Origin of the sequence: Massilia sp. GER05 (assembly GCF_052056005.1) — a bacterium.
In the GTDB taxonomy this organism is placed as follows: Bacteria; Pseudomonadota; Gammaproteobacteria; order Burkholderiales; family Burkholderiaceae_D; genus Telluria; species Telluria orientalis.
Window position 1 is genome coordinate 3,620,321 of the sequence record NZ_CP178858.1, and the last position, 21,928, is coordinate 3,642,248.

25 protein-coding genes are annotated in these 21,928 nt (G+C 68.9%); 24 read left to right on the forward strand and 1 reads right to left on the reverse strand.

The window, feature by feature from the left end; all coding sequences use genetic code 11:
- Window positions 1-11: 11 nt before the first annotated feature.
- Window positions 12-1,688 carry an electron transfer flavoprotein-ubiquinone oxidoreductase gene (locus tag ACL58G_RS16275; RefSeq protein WP_440967910.1) on the reverse strand — a complete coding sequence of 559 codons (1,677 nt, stop codon included), beginning with the start codon at window positions 1,686-1,688 and terminating at the stop codon, window positions 12-14.
- Window positions 1,689-1,866: 178 nt separating this feature from the next.
- Between ACL58G_RS16275 and ACL58G_RS16280 the strand changes: the two genes are divergently transcribed.
- The 24 genes from ACL58G_RS16280 (at window position 1,867) to ACL58G_RS16395 (ending at window position 21,917) form a co-directional block, all read left to right on the forward strand.
- Entirely contained in the window at window positions 1,867-2,643 is a 777-nt protein-coding gene (locus ACL58G_RS16280) for an SDR family oxidoreductase (RefSeq protein WP_056135408.1), read from the forward strand.
- Complete coding sequence (locus ACL58G_RS16285) at window positions 2,640-3,407, forward strand: alpha/beta fold hydrolase (RefSeq protein ID WP_413385183.1); 768 nt, start codon at window positions 2,640-2,642, stop codon at window positions 3,405-3,407. Before ACL58G_RS16280 ends, ACL58G_RS16285 begins: the two co-directional genes overlap by 4 nt.
- A 41-nt stretch (window positions 3,408-3,448) precedes the next feature.
- Window positions 3,449-3,868 (forward strand): acyl-CoA thioesterase, encoded by a 420-nt coding sequence (locus tag ACL58G_RS16290; RefSeq protein ID WP_440967913.1) that lies wholly within the window; start codon window positions 3,449-3,451, stop codon window positions 3,866-3,868.
- 238 nt (window positions 3,869-4,106) lie between these two features.
- Window positions 4,107-4,841 carry a beta-ketoacyl synthase chain length factor gene (locus ACL58G_RS16295; RefSeq protein ID WP_440967915.1) on the forward strand — a complete coding sequence of 245 codons (735 nt, stop codon included), beginning with the start codon at window positions 4,107-4,109 and terminating at the stop codon, window positions 4,839-4,841.
- On the forward strand, window positions 4,834-5,607 hold the full coding sequence (locus tag ACL58G_RS16300; protein WP_413385189.1) for a lysophospholipid acyltransferase family protein: 774 nt from the start codon (window positions 4,834-4,836) through the stop codon (window positions 5,605-5,607). The genes ACL58G_RS16295 and ACL58G_RS16300 overlap by 8 nt, the downstream gene beginning before the upstream one ends.
- Window positions 5,600-5,854: a phosphopantetheine-binding protein gene (locus ACL58G_RS16305; RefSeq protein ID WP_036228413.1), complete on the forward strand. Its 255-nt coding sequence runs from the start codon at window positions 5,600-5,602 to the stop codon at window positions 5,852-5,854. Before ACL58G_RS16300 ends, ACL58G_RS16305 begins: the two co-directional genes overlap by 8 nt.
- A gap of 9 nt (window positions 5,855-5,863) precedes the next feature.
- Window positions 5,864-6,160: an acyl carrier protein gene (locus tag ACL58G_RS16310; protein ID WP_440967918.1), complete on the forward strand. Its 297-nt coding sequence runs from the start codon at window positions 5,864-5,866 to the stop codon at window positions 6,158-6,160.
- 4 nt (window positions 6,161-6,164) lie between these two features.
- A complete protein-coding gene (locus ACL58G_RS16315; protein ID WP_440967920.1) occupies window positions 6,165-6,710 on the forward strand; it encodes a hypothetical protein in 546 nt (181 codons plus the stop codon).
- Window positions 6,703-8,412, forward strand: a complete 1,710-nt coding sequence (locus tag ACL58G_RS16320; RefSeq protein ID WP_440967922.1) for an AMP-binding protein — start codon at window positions 6,703-6,705, stop codon at window positions 8,410-8,412. Before ACL58G_RS16315 ends, ACL58G_RS16320 begins: the two co-directional genes overlap by 8 nt.
- Window positions 8,406-9,488, forward strand: coding sequence for a class I SAM-dependent methyltransferase (locus ACL58G_RS16325; protein ID WP_440967924.1), 1,083 nt, complete (start codon window positions 8,406-8,408; stop codon window positions 9,486-9,488). Before ACL58G_RS16320 ends, ACL58G_RS16325 begins: the two co-directional genes overlap by 7 nt.
- Window positions 9,488-10,228 carry a glycosyltransferase family 2 protein gene (locus tag ACL58G_RS16330; protein ID WP_440967926.1) on the forward strand — a complete coding sequence of 247 codons (741 nt, stop codon included), beginning with the start codon at window positions 9,488-9,490 and terminating at the stop codon, window positions 10,226-10,228. The genes ACL58G_RS16325 and ACL58G_RS16330 overlap by 1 nt, the downstream gene beginning before the upstream one ends.
- On the forward strand, window positions 10,216-11,169 hold the full coding sequence (locus ACL58G_RS16335) for an LpxL/LpxP family acyltransferase (protein WP_440967928.1): 954 nt from the start codon (window positions 10,216-10,218) through the stop codon (window positions 11,167-11,169). The genes ACL58G_RS16330 and ACL58G_RS16335 overlap by 13 nt, the downstream gene beginning before the upstream one ends.
- The gene (locus ACL58G_RS16340) at window positions 11,156-12,715 is read left to right on the forward strand and encodes an HAL/PAL/TAL family ammonia-lyase (protein ID WP_413385204.1); all 1,560 of its coding nucleotides are present in this window, start codon (window positions 11,156-11,158) and stop codon (window positions 12,713-12,715) included. The genes ACL58G_RS16335 and ACL58G_RS16340 overlap by 14 nt, the downstream gene beginning before the upstream one ends.
- Window positions 12,708-13,142, forward strand: coding sequence for an acyl-CoA thioesterase (locus tag ACL58G_RS16345; RefSeq protein WP_440962468.1), 435 nt, complete (start codon window positions 12,708-12,710; stop codon window positions 13,140-13,142). Before ACL58G_RS16340 ends, ACL58G_RS16345 begins: the two co-directional genes overlap by 8 nt.
- Window positions 13,139-13,747, forward strand: a complete 609-nt coding sequence (locus tag ACL58G_RS16350; RefSeq protein ID WP_413385210.1) for an outer membrane lipoprotein carrier protein LolA — start codon at window positions 13,139-13,141, stop codon at window positions 13,745-13,747. The genes ACL58G_RS16345 and ACL58G_RS16350 overlap by 4 nt, the downstream gene beginning before the upstream one ends.
- Complete coding sequence (locus tag ACL58G_RS16355; protein WP_413385212.1) at window positions 13,744-16,107, forward strand: MMPL family transporter; 2,364 nt, start codon at window positions 13,744-13,746, stop codon at window positions 16,105-16,107. The genes ACL58G_RS16350 and ACL58G_RS16355 overlap by 4 nt, the downstream gene beginning before the upstream one ends.
- Window positions 16,085-16,639: a DUF3261 domain-containing protein gene (locus ACL58G_RS16360; protein ID WP_413385215.1), complete on the forward strand. Its 555-nt coding sequence runs from the start codon at window positions 16,085-16,087 to the stop codon at window positions 16,637-16,639. Before ACL58G_RS16355 ends, ACL58G_RS16360 begins: the two co-directional genes overlap by 23 nt.
- 8 nt (window positions 16,640-16,647) lie before the next feature.
- Window positions 16,648-17,829, forward strand: a complete 1,182-nt coding sequence (locus tag ACL58G_RS16365; protein WP_440962469.1) for a beta-ketoacyl-ACP synthase — start codon at window positions 16,648-16,650, stop codon at window positions 17,827-17,829.
- Entirely contained in the window at window positions 17,826-18,284 is a 459-nt protein-coding gene (locus ACL58G_RS16370) for an ApeP family dehydratase (RefSeq protein WP_440962470.1), read from the forward strand. Before ACL58G_RS16365 ends, ACL58G_RS16370 begins: the two co-directional genes overlap by 4 nt.
- Window positions 18,281-19,015, forward strand: a complete 735-nt coding sequence (gene fabG / locus ACL58G_RS16375) for a 3-oxoacyl-ACP reductase FabG (RefSeq protein WP_440962471.1) — start codon at window positions 18,281-18,283, stop codon at window positions 19,013-19,015. The genes ACL58G_RS16370 and fabG overlap by 4 nt, the downstream gene beginning before the upstream one ends.
- The gene (locus ACL58G_RS16380) at window positions 19,012-20,232 is read left to right on the forward strand and encodes a beta-ketoacyl-ACP synthase (protein WP_413385225.1); all 1,221 of its coding nucleotides are present in this window, start codon (window positions 19,012-19,014) and stop codon (window positions 20,230-20,232) included. The genes fabG and ACL58G_RS16380 overlap by 4 nt, the downstream gene beginning before the upstream one ends.
- A 29-nt stretch (window positions 20,233-20,261) precedes the next feature.
- Complete coding sequence (locus ACL58G_RS16385; RefSeq protein WP_413385228.1) at window positions 20,262-20,849, forward strand: hypothetical protein; 588 nt, start codon at window positions 20,262-20,264, stop codon at window positions 20,847-20,849.
- 13 nt (window positions 20,850-20,862) lie between these two features.
- The gene (locus ACL58G_RS16390) at window positions 20,863-21,315 is read left to right on the forward strand and encodes an excinuclease ATPase subunit (protein WP_440962472.1); all 453 of its coding nucleotides are present in this window, start codon (window positions 20,863-20,865) and stop codon (window positions 21,313-21,315) included.
- A complete protein-coding gene (locus ACL58G_RS16395) occupies window positions 21,312-21,917 on the forward strand; it encodes a 4'-phosphopantetheinyl transferase family protein (RefSeq protein WP_413385232.1) in 606 nt (201 codons plus the stop codon). The genes ACL58G_RS16390 and ACL58G_RS16395 overlap by 4 nt, the downstream gene beginning before the upstream one ends.
- Window positions 21,918-21,928 lie beyond the last annotated feature (11 nt).

Sequence of the window (21,928 nt, forward strand, 5' to 3'; positions counted from 1 at the left end):
CCGTTTGTTCGTTACATGTTCGGGTAGTTCGGCCCGCCGCCGCCTTCCGGCGTGACCCACACGATGTTCTGCGTCGGGTCCTTGATGTCGCAGGTCTTGCAGTGTACGCAGTTCTGCGCGTTGATCTGCAGGCGATCCTTGCCTTCGTCCGTCTTGACGAATTCGTACACGCCGGCCGGGCAGTATCTCTGCTCCGGCCCGGCGAACCTGGCCAGGTTGATCTCGACCGGCACGTTCGGGTTCTTCAGCGTGAGGTGCACGGGCTGGTCTTCCGCGTGGTTCGTGTTCGAGATGAACACGGACGACAGGCGGTCGAAGGTCAGCTTGCCGTCCGGCTTCGGATACGCGATGGGCTTGAAGTCGGACGCCGGGCGCAGGCATTCGTGGTCCGCATGGTTGTGATGCAGCGTCCACGGCGCCTTGCCTTTGAACAGGATCTGGTCGATGCCGGTCATGATCGTGCCGACGACGAGGCCCTTGCTCATCCACGGCTTGAAGTTGCGCGCGACGTGCAGTTCCTCGTGCAGCCACGATTGTTCGAACGCGACCGGATAGCTCAGCAGCTCGTCGTGCTGGCGGCCCGCGCCCAGTGCGGCGTAGGCGGCGTCGGCCGCGAGCATGCCCGTCTTGATGGCGGCGTGGCTACCCTTGATGCGGCTCGTGTTGAGGAAGCCCGCGTCGCAGCCGATCAGCGCGCCGCCCGGGAACACGGTCTTCGGCAGCGACTGCAGGCCGCCCGCCGTGATCGCGCGCGCGCCATACGAGATGCGCTTGCCGCCTTCGAAGAAATGGCGGATGGCCGGGTGCGTTTTATAGCGCTGGAATTCCTCGTACGGCGACAGGAACGGGTTCTGGTACGACAAGCCGACGATGAAGCCGACGGCGACCTGGTTGTTTTCCAGGTGGTACAGGAACGAGCCGCCATACGTGTCGTTGTCCAGCGGCCAGCCGGCCGTGTGGACCACGAGGCCCGGCTGGTGCCTGGCCGGATCGATTTCCCACAGCTCCTTGATGCCGATGCCGTAGGTTTGCGGATCCTTGCCCTTGTTCAGGTCGTACTTCGCCATCAGCTGCTTGCCGAGGTGGCCGCGCGAGCCCTCGGCGAACAGCGTGTATTTCGCGTGCAGTTCCATGCCGAGCTGGAACGCGTCGGTCGGCTGGCCGTGGCGGTTGACGCCCATGTTGCCCGTCGCGACGCCCTTCACCGAGCCGTCGTCGTTGTACAGGATTTCGGCGGCCGGGAAGCCCGGGAAGATCTCGACACCCAGCGCTTCCGCCTGCTGGCCCAGCCAGCGTACGACGTTGGCCAGCGAGATCACGTAGTTGCCGTGATTCGTCAACATCTTCGGCATCATGAACGACGGCGTCTGGTAAGCCTTCGTCTCGGAGAGGAACAGCATGCGGTCTTCCGTCACGGGCGTGTTCAGCGGTGCGCCCAATTCCTTCCAGTTCGGGAACAGTTCGTCCAATGCGCGCGGATCCATCACGGCGCCCGACAGGATGTGCGCGCCCAGCTCGCCGCCTTTTTCCAGCACGCAGACCGACACGTCCTGGCCCTTTTCCGCCGCCAATTGCTTCAGGCGGATCGCGGCCGACAGGCCTGCGGGGCCGCCGCCGACGATGACCACGTCGTATTCCATTGCTTCGCGCGGGCCGTATTCTTCGAGGAGGGAATTGGTCTGAGTCATGTCTTATGGGAGTTATAAAAATTTAAGCACGAGTGTGCACTTTTTTGCGCTCGTTGGCAACGCCGAGCGCCATTGTAGGGCAACAATTAGACGCGGTAATCTAATCGGTGCGAAATAGGTGAAGTGTGTAATGATTATGACTTCGCAACAGACAAAGTTTGGGCATAGGGGGCGTAACGTGGGGATTGAAGTCAATTTCGAAGGAAAGATCGCGATGGTCACGGGTGCATCCAGCGGGTTGGGTGCGCGGTTCGCCAAGGCGCTGGCCGGTGCCGGGGCCCAGGTCGTGCTCGCATCGCGCCGCATCGAACGCCTGAAGGAATTGCGAGCCGAGATCGAAGCGGACGGCGGTGCGGCGCACGTCGTGGCGCTGGACGTGACGGACCTCGCCAGCATCAAGGCCGCGATCGCCCACGCCGAGACGGAAGCGGGTCCGATCGACATCCTCGTCAACAACTCGGGCGTGTCGACGACGCAGCGCCTGCTCGACGTGAGCGAGGAAGACTACGGCTACGTCATGGACACGAATCTGCGCGGCGCGTTCTTCATGGCCCAGCAGACCGCGAAGCGGATGATCCAGCGCGCCAAGGGCGATCCGAAGAAGCAGCATCGCATCGTCAACATCGCGTCCGTCGCGGGCCTGCGCGTGCTGCCGCAGATCGGCGTGTACTGCATGAGCAAGGCCGGCGTCGTGCAGATGACGAAGGCGATGGCCGTCGAGTGGGGCCGCTACGGCATCAACGTGAACGCCATCTGCCCGGGCTATATCGCCACCGAGATGAACGAGGATTACTTCGACACGGAGCAGGGCAAGAAGCTGATCGAGATGCTGCCGCGCCGCCGCACGGGCAAGCCGGAGGACCTCGACGGCCTGCTGTTGCTGCTCGCCGCGGAGGAAGCCCATTTCATCAACGGCGCCATCATCACGGCCGACGACGGCATGACGGCGCAATGACGGCGTCTCGCCCGCGGCTCCTCTTGATCCACGGCCTGCTGGGTTCGCTGGATTACTTCGAGCCGCGGCGCTACCTGCCTGGCGTCGACCTCTTCACGCCCGACCTGATCGGCTACGGCCAGCGCCGCGGCGAAGACGCCCACATCACCCTGGCCGACCAGGCCGCCATGCTGGCCCGCTTCCTGCACGACGAGATCGGCGGTCCCGCCTGGGTGCTGGGCCACAGCGTGGGTGGCATCGCCGCGATGCTGCTGGCCGACCTCGTGCCGGAACTCGTGCGCGGCGTCATCAATGTCGAGGGCAATTTCACGTTGAAGGACGCGTTCTGGACGGGCCGCATCGCCGCCTTGCCCGACGCCGAGTGGGCTGCGGAATACGGCGCGATGGAAGCGGCGCCGGCCGCGTGGCTGGAAAAGAGCGGCATCGAGGCGAGCGACGAGCGCATCGCGTGGGCGCAGGACATCCTTGCGAACCAGCCGTACACGACCGTGCAACAGATGGCGCAATCGGTGCTCGACACGACCGGCGCGCCGGACTACCTGGGCTGCGTCGGCCGCGTGCTGGCGCGCGCGACGCCGCTGTACCTCGTCGGCGGCGAACAGTCCAGCGCGGGATGGGACGTGCCCGACTGGGTACTGTCGCAGGCGCGCCGCGTGTGCGTGCAGCCGAAGACGGGGCACATGATGATGCTCGAAGATCCGGGGAATTTTTGCCGGATCGTGGAGTCCATCCTCTACGACGAGGGCTGCCTTTCCGGCACCTGAGGCCGTATCATGCCGGCTTTTGGCCACGACACAGAGCAACAATGACTCAAAAGAAGCAGGTTCACACGATGCGCCAGGCGATCCGCTGGGGCGACATGGCTGCATTCGGCCACGTGAACAACACGGTGTATTTCCGGTACATGGAGAGCGGGCGCATCGCCTTCCTCGAACAGGCGGCGGGCGACCTCGAGATCAAGGGCGAAGGTCCGGTGATCGTCACGGCTTACTGCAACTTCATCAGGCAGCTGAAGTATCCGGGCGAGATCGAGATCCGCACGTTCGCCGGTCCGGCGGGCCGGTCCAGTTTCGAGGTGACCCACGAGATCCGCATGGTCGATGCGGACGGCAATGCCGACGTCGTCGCTGCGGAGGGCGGCGGCAAGGTCGTCTGGATCGATTTCGCGGCCGAGAAATCGGTGCCGTTGCCGGCGCGAGTGCGCGAACTGCTGCCCGCAGAGTAAGTTCCCCCACGCGGGAGGGCATCGCTCCCGTGTGACATTGCGTGAATCTTTTGCCCGTGTTTACGTGGCAATATCCTTCCCCTTCGCCCGCGACCGCGAGCGTTGTCCCGAGCATGCCGCGTGTTGCGAAATGGTGCAATTCCGGCATGAAATTATTCCAGCAGGAAAATCTTGGGATTATAATAATTACTATTTGTCCATGTCGCACGATTGCGGCGCTTTCTGTGGCTTTTGATTTATGTTTGAGAACGAGGTCGTCTTTTCCATTGCGCGCCACGCTGCATGGGCACCCGGCGTCACCTCGCCCGAGCGGTGGGAGGCGTGGGCGCGCGAGCCTTGGCCGTTCGCCGGCACCGACGAGCCGAAGGTGGCCGCCATGCCCGCGATGCTGCGCCGGCGTGCCGGCCTGCTGGGCCGGATGGCGCTCGAAGTCGCGTACGAATGCCTGGGACAGCGCACGGACGTGCCGACCGTGTTCTGCTCGCGCCACGGCGAAGTGGGGCGCGCCGTCGGCCTGCTCGACGACCTGGCGCGCGGCGAACCGCTGTCGCCCACGGCGTTCGGCCTGGCCGTGCACAATGCCAGCGCCGGCCTGTTCTCGATCGCGCGTGCGGACCGCGCCAACCACGTCGCGCTGGCGGCCGGCCCTGCCACGCTCGAACATGCCGTGATCGAAGCCTGCGGCCTGCTGGCCGACGGCGCCGACATGGTCCTGCTGGTGGCCTGCGATGCGCCGCTGCCGGACGTGTTGGCCGGATTCGAAGACTGCGACGAGCAGCCGTATGCATTTGCCTGGGCAATGGTGCCCGCCGGCGCGCAGCCCGTGCGGCTGTCGTGGCGCGCGGAGCAGGCGAGCGCCGCGGCGCCGCGCCGGCCCGGCGCGCTGGACGTGTTGCGCTTCCTGCTCGCGCACGCTCCGGAACTTGTGCGTCATGCCGCCGACCGCCGCTGGGCCTGGTGCCGCGATGCTTGACAGGATCGGTCTCGGCTGGCGCGTGTTCGCGACCGGCCTGAGTTTCACGCTGTTCGGCTTGGGCGGCCTGCTGCTGCGGGTGCTCGTCTTCCCGTTGCTGGCGCTGTGCGTGACCGATACAACGGCGCGCGTGCGCGCGGCGCGCGCCACCGTGCGCCTGAGTTTTCGTGCCTTCGTCGGCATCATGAGCGGCCTCGGCGTGCTGCGCTACGACGTGCACGGGATCCACAAGCTCGACCGCGAAGGCCAGCTGATCCTGGCCAACCATCCCACGCTGATCGACACGGTCTTCCTGATGGCCTTCGTGCGCAACGCCGACTGTATCGTCAAGGGCGGCCTGGTGCGCAATCCGTTCACGCGGGGGCCGGTGCGCGCGGCCGGCTATATCTGCAACGACCGCGGCCCGGAACTGATCGAGGACTGCATCGCCTCGCTATGCGCGGGCGGCAACCTGATCATCTTTCCCGAGGGTACGCGCACGCCGCGGGGTGCCGTGCCGGCACTCAAGCGCGGCGCCGCCAATATCGCCGTGCGCGGTGCGCGGCCTGTGACGCCGGTGCGCATCTCGTGCGAACCGCCCACGCTGGGCAAGGGCGACAAATGGTGGCATGTGCCGCCGCGCCGGGCCAGCTTCCGCATCGACGTAATGGACGACATCGGCACCGAACGCTTCCTCGCGCCCGGCGTATCCGACGTCGTGGCCGCGCGGCGCCTGACGGATTACCTGCAACGCTATTTTATGGAAGAAGGCCAGCAACATGCTTGAACAGGAAGTGAAGGAACTGATCGTCGACGTCCTCCAGCTCGAGGACATCGAACCCGCCGACATCGACAGCGAGGCGCCGCTGTTCGTCGAAGGACTGGGGCTCGACTCGATCGATGCCCTGGAAATCGGCGTGGCGCTGCAGAAGCGCTACGGCATCACGCTGCCGCCCGAAGCGCAGGAAACCCGGCGCCATTTTGCATCGGTGCGCGCGCTCGCGGCGATGATCGAAACCCACCGCAAGAAATAGGAGCAGGCCATGGTAGCCCTGAACGAAATGAGCCACGACGAACTGTTCACGTGGGTCGCGGACCTGCTGGCCGAGATGTTCGAACTCGATCGCGCCGCACTGACCCCGGCGTCGAACCTGTACGCCGACCTCGACATCGACAGCATCGATGCCGTCGACCTGGCCGTGAAGCTCAAGCAGATGACCGGCAAGCGCCTGCAGCCGGAAGTGTTCAAGACCATCCGCACGGTCGGCGACGTCGTCGATGCGCTGGTCGGTCTGGCACAGGCCGAGCCGGAACCGCAATCCGAAGCGCAAGTCGCCTGACCCGATGGCGTGGAACGTCCTGGCGGGCGCGCTGACGCTCGTCTATCCGCTGGCGATCTGGTTCGGCCACGGCACAGTCGAGCCGCGCTGGCTGGCCGGCCTGCTGTTGCTGGCGGCCGCGACGCGCCTGCCGGCGCTCAGGCTGAGCGCCGCCGCGCGCTGGTCGGCGGCGGCAGCACTGGGGCTGGCCGTGCTCGCGATCGGCGCCAATGCCGTGCTGCCCCTGAAGCTGTATCCCGTGCTCGTCAACGGAGCGTTCCTGGCCGCCTTCGGCTGGAGCCTCGTGCACGGCCCGTCGATGGTCGAACGCTTCGCGCGCCTGCGCGAGCCCGACCTGCCGGCGGCGGCGGTCGGCTACACGCGCCGCGTGACGCAGGGGTGGTGCGTGTTCTTCGCCGCGAACGGCACCGTCGCGCTGCTCACGGCGCTGTTCGCGCCGGAGGCCGTGTGGTCGGTGTACACCGGCGTCGTCTCGTACGTGCTGATGGGCCTGATGTTCGGCGGCGAATACCTGTTGCGCATGCGTTTCCGGCGGCTGCACCATGCGTGACCTGTTCGCCCGTCTCGCCGCGCGCGAAGTTGACGCGCTGGCCGGTTGGCGCGCCGGCGAATACGTGCGCCATGGCGCGCTGCTGGCGCGCGTCCGCGCCTGGGCCGCTCTGGGCCGGCGCACCGGTCCCGGACCCGTCGCGCTGTACCACGAGGACAGCCTGGAATTCGCGGCCGCCCTCGTCGGCGCCTGGCTCGCCGGGAAGACCGTCTGGCTTCCCGCCGACGTCTTGCCGGCCACCTGCGCGGCGCTGGCCGGCAACGTCGATGCGTTCTGGGGCGAGTTCCCCGCGGACTACGCGCCGCAGTCACCGTCCGCTGCGGGCGACGCAGAATGGCGCGCGCCTGCCCCCGATTTTCCGGCGCTTGTCGTGTTCACGTCCGGGACGACGGGCACGCCGGTGCCGATCCCGAAGCGCTTCTCGCAGCTGACGAGCGAACTCGAGGCGCTGGAGACGCAATTCGGCGCGGCGCTGGGCGACGCGGCCGTCGTGTCCACGGTCTCGCATCAGCACATCTACGGCCTGCTGTTCCGGGTACTGTGGCCGCTCGCCGCCGGCCGCCCCGTGCATGCGGCGCGCCACGAATATCCGGAAACGCTGGCACCGGCGCTTGCCGCGCGCCCAGCGGTGCTGCTGGCCAGCCCGGCCCATTTGAAACGGCTGCCGGACCACCTCGACTGGCGCGGCGCGGCGGCCAACCTGCGCGCCGTGTTCTCGTCCGGCGGCATGCTGGACGCGGCGGCGGCCCATCACGCTGGTGCGCTGCTCGGGCAGGCGCCCATCGAAGTCTACGGCAGTTCCGAGACGGGCGGCATCGCGTGGCGCCGGCGCACGGCAACCGCCGCCGACGGCTGGACGCCGCTGCCGGGCGTCGCCTGGAAGCGCGGCGAGGACGGCCTGCTCGCCGTGCGTTCCGAGCCGGCTGGCGGCGACGACTGGCTGGTCCTTGCCGACCGCGTCGACGACCAGGAAGGCGGCCGCTTCGTGCTACGCGGCCGCGCCGACCGGATCGTCAAGATCGAGGAAAAGCGGATTTCGCTCGACGCCATCGAGGCGGGCCTGCTGGCAGGCGGCCTGGCGCGCGAGGCGCGGGTGCTTGCGTGTCCGGACGACGGCCACGGACGCCAGGTGCTGGCCGCCTTTGTGGTGCCGTCCGACGCCGGCCGCGCCGTGCTGAACGAGGGCGGCAGGACGGCGCTGAACGCCCACCTGCGCGCGCAGCTGGCATCCGGCCTCGAGGCCGTCGCGCTGCCGCGCCGCTGGCGCTACCTGGACGCGTTGCCCGTCGACGCGCGCGGCAAGACGACAGCGGCGCAACTCCTCGCGCTGCTGGCGCCGCCCGTGCGCCCGCGCCAGCCGGCCGTGCGCGTGCTGGAGCGGGACGAGGCACGGGTGCTGCTCGAACTGACCGTACCGTCCGACCTGTTGTACTTCGACGGACATTTCTGCGTGGCGCCCGTCCTGCCGGGCGTCGTGCAGGTCGACTGGGCCATCCGTTACGGCACGGCTTACCTGGGCCGCGCCGGCAGCTTCGCCGGCATGCAGGCCCTGAAATTCCAGCAGATGATCCGCCCGGAACAGCCGGTGCGGCTCGAACTGTCGCGCGACGCCGCCAGGTGCAGCCTCGCATTCCGTTACTTTTCCGAGGCCGGCGCCCACGCCAGCGGACGCATCCTGTTCGGGCCCGACCAACCATGCTGAACAAAAAATTCTCGCCCGCGCGCCAGAGCGCATTCGACGCCCGTTTCGATGCCCAGAAGATCGCCTTCGGTCCCGTCGTGTTCCAGTGCGTGCGCTACGCCTGGAAGCGCGGCATCCTGCAGGCGGTGGCCGACGCGGGCGACGCGGGCCGTTCCACCGCCGAGCTCCAGGCCGCGGGCGGCTGGAGCGAGTACGTGCTGAAGGTCGTGCTGGAGACTTGCCTGTCCGCCGGCGTCGTCTACCTGGAGGAGGGCCGCTGGGTGCTCGACAAGGCCGGCTTCGTCGTCCTGACCGATCCGATCACCCAGGTCAACATCGACTTCAACCACGACGTGTGCTACCAGGCGCTGTTCGACCTCGAACGCACGCTCGACGCCGAGCGGCCACTCGGCCTCAAAGTGTTCGGCGACTGGCCGACCCTGTACGAGGGCCTGTCCCAGTTGCCGGAGCCGGCGCGCACCAGCTGGCTCGCATTCGACCATTATTATTCCGACGTGTCGTTCCCCGCGATCCTGCCCGACGTGTTCGCGACCGCACCGCGCAAGCTGATGGACATCGGCGCCAACACGGGCAAGTTCGCGCTGGCCGCGCTGGCGTTCGACGCGAACGTCGAACTGCATGCCGTCGACCTGCCGGGCCAGCTGGCGGTCCTCGACGGCAACCTCGCCGCGGCCGGCCTGCGCGAACGTGCCGACCTGCATCCGACCGACATGCTGGACGACGCGGCGGCGCTGCCGGCCGGGATGGACGTCGTCTGGATGAGCCAGTTCCTCAGCTGCTTTTCCGAGGACGCCATCGCCAGCATCTTCCGCCGCGTCGCCGCCGCGCTGGCGCCGCGCGGCCAGGTGCTCGTGATGGACACGTTCTGGGACCGCCAGCGCTACGACATCGCGTCCTACTGCCTCATCAACACGTCGCCGTACTTCAACAACCTCGCCAGCGGCAACAGCAAGGTCTACGAGAGCGGCGACTACATCCGCCTCGCGCGCGCCGCCGGACTGGAGCTGCAGACGGCGCGCGACGGCATCGGTTATTGCCACTCGCTGCTGCGATTCGTGCGGGCGGAGAACGGCTGATGTTCCAACCCTGCGTCGTCATCCCCGTCTACAACCACGAACACGCGATTCAAGGTGTGCTCGCGCAGGTGCTCGCGCACGGCCTGCCCGTGATCCTCGTCGACGACGGCTGCTCGGCCGCGTGCGCCGCGGTACTCGACGGCCTCGCCGCCGCCCACCCGGACCTCGTCGTGCTGGAACGGCACACCGTCAACCAGGGCAAGGGCGGCGCGGTGCTGACGGGTTTCGAACGCGCCGTGCAGGACGGCTACACGCACGTGCTGCAGGTCGACGCGGACGGCCAGCACAGCGTGGCCGACGTGCCGCGCTTCCTCGCCGCCGCGCGCGCAGCGCCGCACGCCGTCGTTGCCGGCTGCCCGCTGTACGACGAATCTGTGCCGTCGCTGCGGCTGTATGCGCGCTACCTGACGCACGTCTGGGTCTGGATCAACACGCTGTCGCTGGCGATCCGCGATTCAATGTGCGGCTTTCGCGTCTATCCAGTCGCGCCGGTGCTGGCGCTGGCGCGCCGCCGCCGGCTCGGCCTGCGCATGAATTTCGACATCGAGATCCTCGTGCGCCTGTACTGGGACGGCCTCGCCATCGTCAACCTGCCCACGCGGGTGGCCTATCCGGAAGACGGTGTGTCGCATTTCAAGGCCTGGACCGACAACGTCCTGATCAGCCGCCTGCACATGACGCTGTTCTTCGGCATGCTGCCGCGCATACCCTCGCTGCTGGTGCGGGCATGGCGCGGGTAGGCGCGTCCGCCGGCGACTCGCGCCACTGGGCCGCCGTCAACGAGGCGACCTGCGTGGCCGGCATGCGCCTGCTGTTCTGGGTCTGCCGCACGTTCGGCCGCTGGCCGTTCCGCATCGTGCTTTACCCGGTGCTGCTGTGGTACGTGGCGACGCAGCCCCGCGCACGGCGGGCGTCGTCCGTCTACCTGGCGCGCGTGGGCCGGCCTGCCGGCGTGACGGGAGTTCTGCGCCATTTCGGCGCGTTCGCCGAAGCGATCCTCGACAAGATGCTGCTGTGGGGCGGCGCGTTCGATTTCGACCGCGTGCGCCTGCACGGCGCCGAGCCGCTGCTGGAACGCGCGCGCCGGGGCCAGGGCACGCTGCTCGTGTGCGCGCACCTGGGCAACCTCGACCTGTGCCGCGCGCTGTCGCTGCGCACGCCCGGCCTGTGCGTGACGGTGCTCGTGCACACGAAGCACGCGCAGGCTTTCAACGATGTGCTGGCGCAGCTCGACCCGAAGAGCCGCTTGAACCTGATGCAGGTGACCGACATGGACGCCGGGATGGCAATGCAACTGTCCGAGCGCATCGGGCGCGGCGAATTCGTCGTCATCGCCGGCGACCGCGTACCCGTGTCGCCCAACCCGCGCGTGGCGTTGGCGCCTTTCCTCGGCTGCACGGCCGCGTTCCCGATCGGCCCGTACGTGATGGCCGCGGTGCTGGGCTGCCCGCTGGCCGCGATGTTCGCCACCCGCACCGGCGGCGGCTACGACGTGCATTTCGAACCGCTGCGCGACAAGGTCGTGCTGCCGCGCCGCGAGCGCGCGCAGGCGCTGGCGGAACTGGCAGCCGTCTACGCGGCCCGTCTCGAGTACCACGCGCGCCGCGCGCCCCTCGAGTGGTTCAACTTCTACGATTTTTGGCATTTACCCGAAACGGATTCCCCCGATGCTGCTCAGTGACATCAACACGCCCCGGCGCACCGTGCGCTTCGACCGCTCGCGCCTGACGCTGGACGACATCGTCGCTATCGCGCGCGGCACCGCCCGCCCGGCGCTGTCGGACGACCCGGCGTTCCGCGCCGCCATCGCGCGCGGCGCCGACTTCCTCGACCGCCTGCTGCGCGAGGACGGCGTCGTGTACGGCGTCACGACTGGCTACGGCGATTCCTGCACCGTCGAGGTGCCGCTCGCGCTCGTGCCCGAGCTGCCGCACCACCTGTACACCTACCACGGCTGCGGCCTCGGCGCCCCCCTGACGGAAGCGCAGGCCCGTGCCGTGATGGGCGCGCGCCTCGCCTCGCTGTCCAAAGGCTATTCCGGCGTCAGCGTCGAGCTGCTCGATCAGATCGTGCGCCTGTTCGACGCCGGCCTCGTGCCCGTGATCCCGAGCGAAGGGTCGGTCGGCGCCAGCGGCGACCTGACGCCGCTATCGTATCTCGCGGCCGTGCTGTGCGGCGAACGCGAAGTGTTGCGCGACGGGGAGATCGTTCCCGCGGCGCAGGCGCTGCGCGACGCGGGCATCGCACCGCTGCGCCTGCGCCCGAAGGAGGGACTGGCCATCATGAACGGCACTGCCGTCATGACGGGCCTGGCCTGCCTCGCGTGGGACCGCGCCGCTTACCTGACGCGCCTCGTCACGCGCATCACGGCGCTGGCGTCGTTCGCGCTCGACGGCAACGACCACCATTTCGACGAGACGCTGTTCGCCGTGAAGCCGCACGCAGGCATGCAGGACGTCGCGGCGTGGCTGCGCCACGACCTGGAGTACGCCGGCCAGCTGGAACGCAACGGCAAGCGCCTGCAGGACCGCTATTCGATCCGTTGCGCGCCGCACGTGATCGGCGTGCTGGCCGATGCGCTTCCGTTCTTCCGCACCGCCATCGAGAATGAACTCAACAGCGCGAACGACAACCCGATCATCGACGCCGAGGGCGAGCGCGTGCTGCACGGCGGCCACTTCTACGGCGGCCATATCGCCTTCGCGATGGACGGCATGAAGAACGTCGTCGCGAACCTGGCCGACCTGCTGGATCGCCAGATGGCGCTGCTCGTCGACGCGCGCTACAACGCCGGCCTGCCGGCGAACCTGTCCGGCATGCAGGGCGAACGGGCGCCGATCAACCACGGGCTGAAGGCGCTGCAGATCAGCGCCTCGGCATGGACGGCGGAAGCGCTCAAGCTGACGATGCCGGCGTCCGTGTTCTCGCGCTCGACTGAATGCCACAACCAGGACAAGGTGAGCATGGGCACGATCGCCGCGCGCGACTGCCTGCGCGTGCTGGAACTGACCGAGCAGGTCGCCGCCGCCCTGCTGATCACGGTGCGCCAGGGCGTGTGGTTGCGCCGGCGCGTCGACCCCGCGAAGGCCCTGCCGGCGCCGCTGGCGCGCATGGTCGACCTGCTGGGCCAGGACATCGTCCCCGTCACCGAGGACCGCCGCCTCGACCCTGAACTGCACCTGCTGCTGGGCCGTATCCGCGACCAGGCCTGGAGCCTGTATGCGTAAGGCGAGGGTCCCGTCGCGCTGGAGCGCCGAAGCCGCGATCCAGGTGCAGTTCTACGATCTCGATCCGATGGAAGTGGTTTGGCACGGCAACTACGTGAAATACCTCGAGGTGGCGCGCTGCGCGCTGCTCGACAGCATCGGCTACAACTATGCCGAGATGAAGGCGTCCGGCTATATGTGGCCCGTCATCGACATGAACCTGCGCTATGCGGCGCCCGCGACGTTCGGCCAGCACCTGGTGGTGCGCGCCGAGATCGTCGAGTGGGAAAGCCGCCTGCGCATCGACTACCTGGTCAGCGACGCGGCCAGCGGCCGACGCCTGAACCGCGCGTCGACGACGCAGGTAGCCGTCGACATCGCCACCGGCGAGATGTGTTTCGTCTCGCCGCCCATCCTGTTCCAGAAGCTGGGAGTGCAAGCACCATGAAATATTTGTCCGCCGCCGGCCTGCTGCTGGCAGCGCTGCTGGGCGCGCCCGCGCACGCCGCCGCGCCCGTCGCGAAGATCCAGGCCATGCTGGCCAAGCCGGAGCAGCTGTGCGGCCGCTTCGAGCAGAGCAAGCAGCTGGCCGGCATGAAAAAGCCGCTGGCGTCGAGCGGGCGCTTCTGCGTCGTCGCCGGCAAGGGCGTCCTGTGGCGCACGCTGAAGCCTTTCGCCAACACGCTGCGCCTGTCGCGCGACGAGATCGTGCAGCTGCAGGGCGACCGCGTGGCGATGCGCATGGAGGCGAGCCGCGAGCCGACCGTCCGCATGATCAACGGCGTGCTGTTCTCGCTTCTGTCCGGCGACCTCGGTCAGCTCGACACGCTGTTCGAGGTCGACGGCACGGCGACCGACGGCGCCTGGAAGGTGGCGCTGAAGGCCCGCAGTCCGGCGCTGGCGCGGGCGATCGGCGCGATTTCGCTGGAAGGCGGCGCCTACGTGCGCACCATCCACATGGTGGAAGACAGCGGCGACCGCACCGACATCGTGTTCTCCGACATCAGGACCGGCCCCGGCGCGTTCCTGCCCGAAGAGGCGGCCCAGCTTTGACGACGCACCGCCGCCTGGCGCTGGCCTGGGCCGTCGTCGTGTGCCTGCTGGTCGGGCACAATGCCTGGCTGTGGCTGGGCAAGCGGATCGCGCCCGATACCGACATCCTCGCGCTGCTGCCGGCCGGAGAGCGCGATCCGGTGCTGCAGCGCTCGTTCACGCACATGGTCGACAGCGCCCAGCAGCGCGTCGTCGTGCTGGTCGGTGCCGCGCAGTGGAACGCTGCCGTGCGCGCGGCAGCCGCGTTCCAAAGCCAGTTGCGTGCGCACGCGGACCTGCTGAAAGAGGATGCCGGCGCCAACGCGCAGGCCGCGTGGCTCGATGGTTTCACGCCGCATGCGGCGCTGCTCGTCGGCGCGGCGGACGAGCGCGCGCTGCGCACGCAGCCGGCGGCGTACTGGACGGAGAATGCGCTGGCCCGCGCGTACGGCGCATTCGGCGGGCCGAAGCTGGGGAGCTTCCGCGACGACCCGTTCGGCCTGTTCGCCAACTGGATGCAGGAGCGCGCCGGCGAGACGCCCGTCCGTCCGCGCGACGGCCATTTGTATGTGGGCGGGGAAGGGCGCGAATACGTGCTGCTGACGTACACGCTGGCGCCGTCCGCATTCGCGCTGTCCGCGCAGCGGCGTGTGGTGCCGCTGCTGGACGCGGCGGCAGGCGCCGCGCGCCGCGCCGTGCCGGCGGCCGAGGTGATCGAGGCCGGCGTCGTGCTGCATGCGGCGGCCGCGGGCAGCCAGGCGAGCAGCGAGGTCGAGACGATCGGCGTCGGTTCGCTGGTGGGCATCGTGGTGCTGACGTGGCTGACGTTCCGCTCCGTGCGGCCGATCGGTCTCATCGTCCTGACCATCGGCATCGGCTTCCTCGGCGCGCTGTCCGTGTGCTGGCTCCTGTTCGGCCGCATCCACTTGCTCACGCTGGTGTTCGGCGCGAGCCTGATCGGCGTCGCCCAGGACTATGGCCTGTACTTCCTGTGCCACCGCCTCGGCGCGGCGCCGCAGGAAGACTCTGTGCGCCTGCTGGGTCGGTTGCTGCCCGGTCTCGGTCTCACTCTGCTGGCCGCCGTGATCGGCTACATGGGGCTCGCGCTGACGCCGTTCCCGGGTCTGCGCCACATGGCCGTCTTTTCCGCGCTCGGCCTCGTGTTCGCGTGGCTCACCGTCGTGTGCTGGTTTCCGCAACTGATCCAGCCCGGCACGTTGCGGCGCGGGTGGCTCGCGCGCCGCTACCGTGGCCTCATCGCGCACTGGCCGCGGGTGTCGGCGCGGCCGCCGGTACTGGCCGTGCTCGCGCTGCTGGCGGCCGGCGCGGCCGTGGGCTGCGCGCGCCTGGGCGTGGACGACGACATCCGCTCGCTGCAATCGTCGCCGCAGCACCTCGTGCGCGACCAGATCAAGCTGGGCCGCCTGCTGGACGCGCCCACGCCCGTCCAGTACTACCTCGTGCGCGGCGCATCGGACGAACAGGTGTTACAGCGCGAGGAAGCGCTCAAGCGCCGCCTCGACCCGCTCGTCGCGCGCGGTGACCTGACCGGGTACCAGGCGCTGTCGAACTGGGTGCCCTCGGCGCGCACGCAGGCCGACCGCCTCGCGCTGCTGGATGCGACCGTGCTCGCGCCGGATGGCCCGCTGGCCGCGCTGGCGCAGACGCTCGGCGAGGACCGCGACTGGGTCGCGGCCACGCGCGCGCACCTGCGCGACCGCGCGGCGCCCTTGACTGCGGAAGCGTTCCTGCGCACGCCGGCCAGCGAACCGTGGCGCCACCTGTGGCTGGGCGAGGTGGGCGGCGTCCACGCCAGCATCGTCGCGCTGCGCGGCATGCGTTATGCGGCCATCCCCGCGCTGAGCCGCGCGGCCGACGGGCTGGAAGGCGTGCAATGGGTCGACAAGGTCGGCGGCATCTCGGCCGTGCTGGGCCGCTATCGCGCGGTCATGGGCGCCGTCGTGCTCGGGGCCTATGTGCTCGTGTTCCTGGCGCTGCTGCCGCGCTACCGTGGCCGTACCTGGCGCGTGCTGGCGCCGACGGCCGCCGCCAGCGTGCTCACCCTGGCCATCCTCGGTGTCAGCGGCCAGCACCTGCAACTGTTTCACGTGCTGGCCCTGATGCTGCTGCTGGGCGTGGGCGTCGACTACGGCATCTTCATGCAGGAAGAGCGGCAGCAGGGCGACGATGCGCCATGGCTCGCCGTCGGCCTGTCCGCGACGAGCACGCTGCTGTCGTTCGGCCTGCTGGCGCTGTCCGGCACGCCGGCGCTGCGCGCGTTCGGGCTCACCATGCTGCTCGGGACGGCGCTCGTCTGGCTCGCCGCCCCGTGTTTCACCGTCACCACGAAGGAGCGCCATGAAGCGACCGTCACTGTCTGACCTGGGCGCCGGCCTCGTTGCCGCGCTGCTGCTGGCCGGCTGCACCCGCGCGCCGGAAGCACCGGCACGCCTCGGCCTGCGCCTGTCACCCGCCGCGCTGGGCACCGCCATCAGCGTGCAGCAGCACCTGACCGTCGAACGGCCCGGCGCCACGAACGATCTCGACGTCGCGCTTGAAGTGGATGCCGCGCACGTGGGCCTCGTCGGCCTCGCGTTCGGCCAGCGCGTGCTGAGTCTCGATTTCGACGGCACCGCCCTGAAGGAATGGCGCCACACGATGCTGCCGGCCCAGGTGCGCGCGGCCGACGTGCTGGAAGACCTGCAGCTGACGCTGTGGCCCGTCGCTGCGATCGCGCAGGCGCTGCCGCCCGGCTGGCACATCGAGGAGCAGGGGCTCACGCGCACGCTGCGCCGCGACGGCGAGGTGATCGCGACGATCACATATGGCGGCATGCCGCGCTGGCAGGGCAAGGCGGTGCTCGACAATGTGCGCTACCACTACCGGCTGACCATCGAGTCGGCTTCCGAATGAGGTCCAACATGCTGTACCTGAACGATTGCGCGCTGTTGTGCGCACTGGGCGACGAGCGCGGCACGATCGCGCGGCGCCTGCTCGACGGCGTGGAGGGCGGCCTCACCGTGTCTGACGCCTGCTCGCCCGGCCGTCCGCTGCCGCTGGGCCGCGTGGACGCCGCGCTGCCCGCCGTGGATCATCTGCCGCTGGTGCTGCGCAGCCGGAACAACCAGCTGGCAATGGCCGCGCTGGCGCAGATTCGGCCCGCCGTCGACGCGGCCATTGCCCGCTACGGCGCGCACCGTGTCGGCGTCGTCGTCGGCACCAGCACGTCGGGCGTGGCCGCCACCGAGGCCGCGCTGGCCGCGCGGCTGCACACCGGCGCGCTGCCGGACGGCTTTCATTACGGCCAGCAGGAAATGGGATCGCCGGCCGCACTGCTGGCGCGTGAACTCGCGCTCGGCGGACCGGCCTACGTCCATTCGAGCGCGTGCTCGTCGAGCGCCAAGGCGCTGGCCAGCGCGGCGCGCCTGATCCGCATGGGCTTGTGCGACGCGGTGGTCACGGGCGGCGTCGACACGCTGTGCGGCTTCACGGTCGCCGGCTTTTCGGCCCTCGAATCCGTCAGCGCCGCGCGCTGCAATCCGCTCTCCGCCGCCCGCAACGGCATCAACCTGGGGGAGGGCGCGGCGCTGTTCCTCATGTCGCGCGAACCGGCCGCCGTGGCGCTGTGCGGCTGGGGCGAATCGTCCGACGGGCACCACATGTCGGCACCGGATCCGGCCGGCGTTGGCGCGGGCCTGGCGATGCGCGAGGCGCTGCGGCGCGCGGGCATCCAACCGTCCGACGTCGACTACATCAACCTGCACGGCACCGCGACCGTCCAGAACGACGCGATGGAGTCGCACGCCGTCGCCGACCTGTTCGGGCCCGGCGTTGCCGTCAGTTCGACGAAACCGTTCACGGGCCACACGCTGGGCGCGGCGGGCGCCGTCGAAGCGGCGTTCTGCTGGCTGGCGATGCAGGACGATAACCCGGCGGGCAAGCTGCCGCCGCACCTGTGGGACGGCGCGCAGGATCCCGCGCTGCCCGCACTGAACGTGGTGCGTCCTGGCACGCGCCTGGGCCGCCCGCTGCGCTGGGCGCTGAGCAATTCGTTCGCATTCGGCGGTTCCAACGCGACCCTCGTGTTCGGGAGGTCGGATTGAGCCTGCCCGACATCCGCACGCTGGTGCCGCACAGCGGGACCATGTCGCTGCTGGGCCGGCTCCGCGCCGCCGACGCCGAGACCTTGTGCGCCGAAGTGGCGATCGGCGCCGGCACGCTGTTCCTGGACGGCGGCGCCGTGGGGGCCTGGGTCGGCGTCGAGTACATGGCGCAGGCCGTGGCCGCGCACGCCGGTTACGGCGCGCGCCTGCGCGGCGAGGTGGTGCGCGTGGGCTTCTTGCTCGGCACCCGGCGTTATGCGTGTACCGTCCCGGCATTCCCGGCCGGGAGCGTGCTGCACGTGCATGTGCAGCGCGTGCTGCAGGGCGAGAACGGCCTGGGCGCCTACGACTGCCGCATCGTCGACGGTGCCGGCGGCGCCGAATGGGCGAGCGCCACGATCACCGTCTTCCAGCCCGACAATGTAGAAGAGTTTTTGCAACGGAGTTCCGAATGAGTAGTATCGATAAAAGTGTGCTGGTGACCGGCTCGTCGCGCGGCATCGGCAAGGCGATCGCGCTGCGCCTGGCGCGCGACGGCTACCGCGTGGTGGTGCATTGTCGCAGCCGCCGCGCGGAGGCCGACGCGGTGGCGGCCGAGATCGAGGCCGCCGGCGGCAGCGCGCGCGTGCTGCAGTTCGACATTGGCGAGCGCGACGCCACGGCCACGGCGCTGCTGGCGGACATCGAGTCGCACGGCTGCTACTACGGCGTCATCTGCAATGCCGGCGTCGCGCGCGACACGGCCTTTCCCGCCATGACCGGCGAGGAATGGGACCAGGTGCTGGGCACGAACCTGGACGGCTTCTTCAACGTCCTGAACCCGGTCGTGATGCCGATGGTCCAGCGCCGCAAGCCGGGCCGCATCGTGACGATGGCGTCCGTGTCGGGCCTGATCGGCAACCGCGGCCAGGTCAACTACAGCGCAGCCAAGGCAGGCATCATTGGCGCGACCAAAGCGCTCGCGCTGGAACTGGCCAAGCGCGCCATCACCGTCAACTGCGTGGCGCCGGGCCTGATCGAGACCGACATGATCGGCGAGGTGCCGCTGGACGAAGCGCTGAAGCTGATCCCCGCGCGCCGCGTGGGCCGGCCGGAGGAGGTGGCGGCGGCCGTCAGTTACCTGATGTCGGAGGATGCCGGCTACGTCACGCGCCAGGTCATTTCCGTCAACGGAGGTCTCGCATGAAGCGCGTCGTCGTCACCGGCATGGCCGGCATCAGCCCGCTGGGCAACGACTGGGAGTCGATCCGCGCCCGCCTGGCCGAGGGCCGTAACGCCATCGTGCGCATGGCGGCCTGGGACGATTACGAAGGCCTGAACACGCGTCTCGGCGCGCCCGCCGCGCCGTTCGAGCTGTCCGAGCGCTACCACCGCAAGGCGATCCGCAGCATGGGCCGCGTTGCGCTGATGGCCACGCGCGCCAGCGAACTCGCGCTGGCCGACGCCGGCCTGCTCGACCATCCGCTGCTCACGAGCGGCAGGATGGGCATCTCGTTTGGCTCGTCGGCCGGTACCCCCAGCGCCATCGGCGACTTCGGCCGCATGATGGAAGAGCGCACGACGAAGGGCATCAACGCGACCACCTACATCAAGATGATGGCGCACACGGCGCCCGTCAACATCGGCGTGTTCTTCGGCGTCACGGGCCGCGTGTTCACGACGTCGTCCGCCTGCACGTCGGGCAGCCAAGGCATCGGCTACGCCTACGAGGCGATCAAGACGGGCAAGCAGACGGCGATGATCGCCGGCGGCGCCGAGGAACTGTGCGCGACGGAGGCCGCCGTGTTCGACACGCTATTCGCGACCAGCGTGCGCAACGACGCGCCGCACACGACGCCGCGCCCGTTCGACCGGGCCCGCGACGGCCTCGTGATCGGCGAAGGCGCAGGCTGCCTGATCCTGGAAGAGCGCGAGCATGCGCTGGCGCGCGGCGCCACGGTGTACGCGGAGATCGTCGGTTTCGGCACCAACAGCGACGGCTGCCACGTCACCCAGCCTAACGCGGACACGATGCGCATCGCGATGGAACTGGCGCTGGAGGATGCCGGCCTGGCGCCGGCGGCCATCGGCTACGTCAACGCCCACGGCACGGGCACGCAGCACGGCGACGTCGCGGAGACGGCGGCAACGAGCACCGTGTTCGGCGCGCATATGCCGATCAGCTCTCTGAAGAGCTACATGGGGCACACGCTGGGTGCCTGCGGCGCGCTCGAAGCGTTGATCAGCATCCGGATGATGCGCGAGGGCTGGTTCGCGCCGACCATCAACCTCGACGAGATCGACCCGGAGTGCGGGGCGCTCGACTATATTCGCGGCGAAGGGCGGCGCCTCGATTGCGAATACGTCATGTCGAACAATTTTGCGTTCGGCGGCATCAACACGTCGCTGATCTTCAAGCGGTAGTTTCACCACAACCTAGAAACGGAGAAAAAATGAATAACAAGCACCGGACCATCCTGCTGGCATCGGCAATTGCAAGCGTCGCGCTGCTGCAGGGTTGCGCGACGAGCATCAAGGCATCGTCGACGGCCAATCCGCCGCCCGCGAAACCGTTCTCGGCCTATAGCCGCATCGAGGTCAAGCCCGTCGTGTTCAAGGACGGCTACAAGGGCGACGTCGCCGGCCTGGCCAAGATCGACGAAAACTTCAAGAAAGACCTGGCGCCGCGCCTGGCGCAGTGGAACAGCCGCGCGGCCGACGGCAATACGCTCGTGGTCGAGCCGGTGGTGGAAGAAATGTCCTTCAAGCATGGCGCCAAGCGCGTGCTGCTGGGGCCCCTGGCCGGCAGCTCGGGCGTGCTGATGCGCGTGACGTTCCGCGACAACACCGGCAAGGTCATCGCGACGCCGGAATTCTTCCAGCGGACGGCGGCCTTCAGTGGTGGCTATTCGTTCGGCATCAACGACAACATGATGCTGACCCGGGTGGCGAACTTGGCCAGCGGCTATATCGTCGCCAACTTCGACAAGGCCGTCGGCGGGCCGACGGGTGCCGACGACCAGGCCGTCAAAGCCAACTGACCGGGAGAACACCGTGACGATCAAGACGATGAAGGCGGTACTGGCCTGCGCACTGCTGGCGCTGGGCGTGACGACGGCGGCACATGCGCGCGACACCAAGCTCCTGCTGCCGTTGTCCGCCGCGATGAGCGCGAACGACGCGCAGACGCGCCTGGGTGACTCGGTGAAATTCTATTTCGGTAATCAGCCAACGCCGAAGGTGCTGGAGCGTCTCGGATCCGACAAGACCAGCCAGAAGACCAATTCGTTCGGCAAATCGCCAGAAAAGGCATGCAACTGGGCGTTCTTGTCGGCCATGCTGCGCCTGCAACAGCGCGCCCGCGAGCTGGGCGCCGACGCCGTGATCAACATCGTCAGCAACTACAAGAACGAGGAAATGTCCAGTGACACCCAGTTCGAATGCCACGACGGGGCGATCATGTCGGGCGTGGCGCTGAAGGGCGAGTTCGTCAAGCTGGCCAAATGACGGACCGGGTGGCGCTCGTCCGCCTGCTCGAGGTGCGTACCCTGGACGACTCGGTGCTGGCGCGATGCACCGCGATGCTGGACGATTCGGAGCGCCAGCGCCTGGCCCGCTTCGTCCGGCGCGAGCGCCGCAACCAGTTCATCGCCGGCCGGGTGCTGGCACGGCGGACGCTCGGCGCCGTGCTGGGCGTGGCGCCAGAGGCCGTGCGCCTGGTCGAGCGTCCGGGCGCCGCGCCGGCCCTGGCCATGCCCGCTGCCGGCGCGGCCGGCTTCAGTATTTCTCATAGCGGGCTGTGGATCGCGTGCGCGGCCAGCGCAACGGGCCGGGTCGGACTGGATGTCGAGGTCGTCGATCCGGCGCGTGACATCGCCGTGCTCGCTCCCTACGCATTCGATGCGTCTCAGCAAGCTTGGCTCGCCGCACGCCCAACGGCAACCCGCGTGTCCGATTTCTATCGTGCCTGGAGCACGCTGGAGGCGCGTTTCAAGCTGGGCACGGTGGCTGCGGCGACGTTCGACCTGTCCCGCCCCGGGCTGGCGATCGTCGTATGCAGCGAGCATGCACTGACGGCGCCGCCCGCTGTGGAGTCCGATCGCTTGTGACGCGCTGGCCG

Bases quoted from the DNA above. Each gene is read 5' to 3' on its own strand.
- ACL58G_RS16360 (WP_413385215.1), top strand. From the start codon at position 16,085: ATGAAGCGACCGTCACTGTCTGACCTGGGCGCCGGCCTCGTTGCCGCG.
- ACL58G_RS16325 (WP_440967924.1), top strand. From the start codon at position 8,406: ATGCTGAACAAAAAATTCTCGCCCGCGCGCCAGAGCGCATTCGACGCC.
- ACL58G_RS16340 (WP_413385204.1), top strand. From the start codon at position 11,156: ATGCTGCTCAGTGACATCAACACGCCCCGGCGCACCGTGCGCTTCGAC.
- ACL58G_RS16365 (WP_440962469.1), top strand. From the start codon at position 16,648: ATGCTGTACCTGAACGATTGCGCGCTGTTGTGCGCACTGGGCGACGAG.
- fabG (WP_440962471.1), top strand. From the start codon at position 18,281: ATGAGTAGTATCGATAAAAGTGTGCTGGTGACCGGCTCGTCGCGCGGC.
- ACL58G_RS16330 (WP_440967926.1), top strand. From the start codon at position 9,488: ATGTTCCAACCCTGCGTCGTCATCCCCGTCTACAACCACGAACACGCG.
- ACL58G_RS16335 (WP_440967928.1), top strand. From the start codon at position 10,216: ATGGCGCGGGTAGGCGCGTCCGCCGGCGACTCGCGCCACTGGGCCGCC.
- ACL58G_RS16315 (WP_440967920.1), top strand. From the start codon at position 6,165: ATGGCGTGGAACGTCCTGGCGGGCGCGCTGACGCTCGTCTATCCGCTG.
- ACL58G_RS16345 (WP_440962468.1), top strand. From the start codon at position 12,708: ATGCGTAAGGCGAGGGTCCCGTCGCGCTGGAGCGCCGAAGCCGCGATC.
- ACL58G_RS16310 (WP_440967918.1), top strand. From the start codon at position 5,864: ATGGTAGCCCTGAACGAAATGAGCCACGACGAACTGTTCACGTGGGTC.
- ACL58G_RS16300 (WP_413385189.1), top strand. From the start codon at position 4,834: ATGCTTGACAGGATCGGTCTCGGCTGGCGCGTGTTCGCGACCGGCCTG.
- ACL58G_RS16285 (WP_413385183.1), top strand. From the start codon at position 2,640: ATGACGGCGTCTCGCCCGCGGCTCCTCTTGATCCACGGCCTGCTGGGT.
- ACL58G_RS16395 (WP_413385232.1), top strand. From the start codon at position 21,312: ATGACGGACCGGGTGGCGCTCGTCCGCCTGCTCGAGGTGCGTACCCTG.
- ACL58G_RS16290 (WP_440967913.1), top strand. From the start codon at position 3,449: ATGACTCAAAAGAAGCAGGTTCACACGATGCGCCAGGCGATCCGCTGG.
- ACL58G_RS16320 (WP_440967922.1), top strand. From the start codon at position 6,703: ATGCGTGACCTGTTCGCCCGTCTCGCCGCGCGCGAAGTTGACGCGCTG.
- ACL58G_RS16380 (WP_413385225.1), top strand. From the start codon at position 19,012: ATGAAGCGCGTCGTCGTCACCGGCATGGCCGGCATCAGCCCGCTGGGC.
- ACL58G_RS16295 (WP_440967915.1), top strand. From the start codon at position 4,107: ATGTTTGAGAACGAGGTCGTCTTTTCCATTGCGCGCCACGCTGCATGG.
- ACL58G_RS16385 (WP_413385228.1), top strand. From the start codon at position 20,262: ATGAATAACAAGCACCGGACCATCCTGCTGGCATCGGCAATTGCAAGC.
- ACL58G_RS16305 (WP_036228413.1), top strand. From the start codon at position 5,600: ATGCTTGAACAGGAAGTGAAGGAACTGATCGTCGACGTCCTCCAGCTC.
- ACL58G_RS16350 (WP_413385210.1), top strand. From the start codon at position 13,139: ATGAAATATTTGTCCGCCGCCGGCCTGCTGCTGGCAGCGCTGCTGGGC.
- ACL58G_RS16275 (WP_440967910.1), bottom strand. From the start codon at position 1,688: ATGACTCAGACCAATTCCCTCCTCGAAGAATACGGCCCGCGCGAAGCA.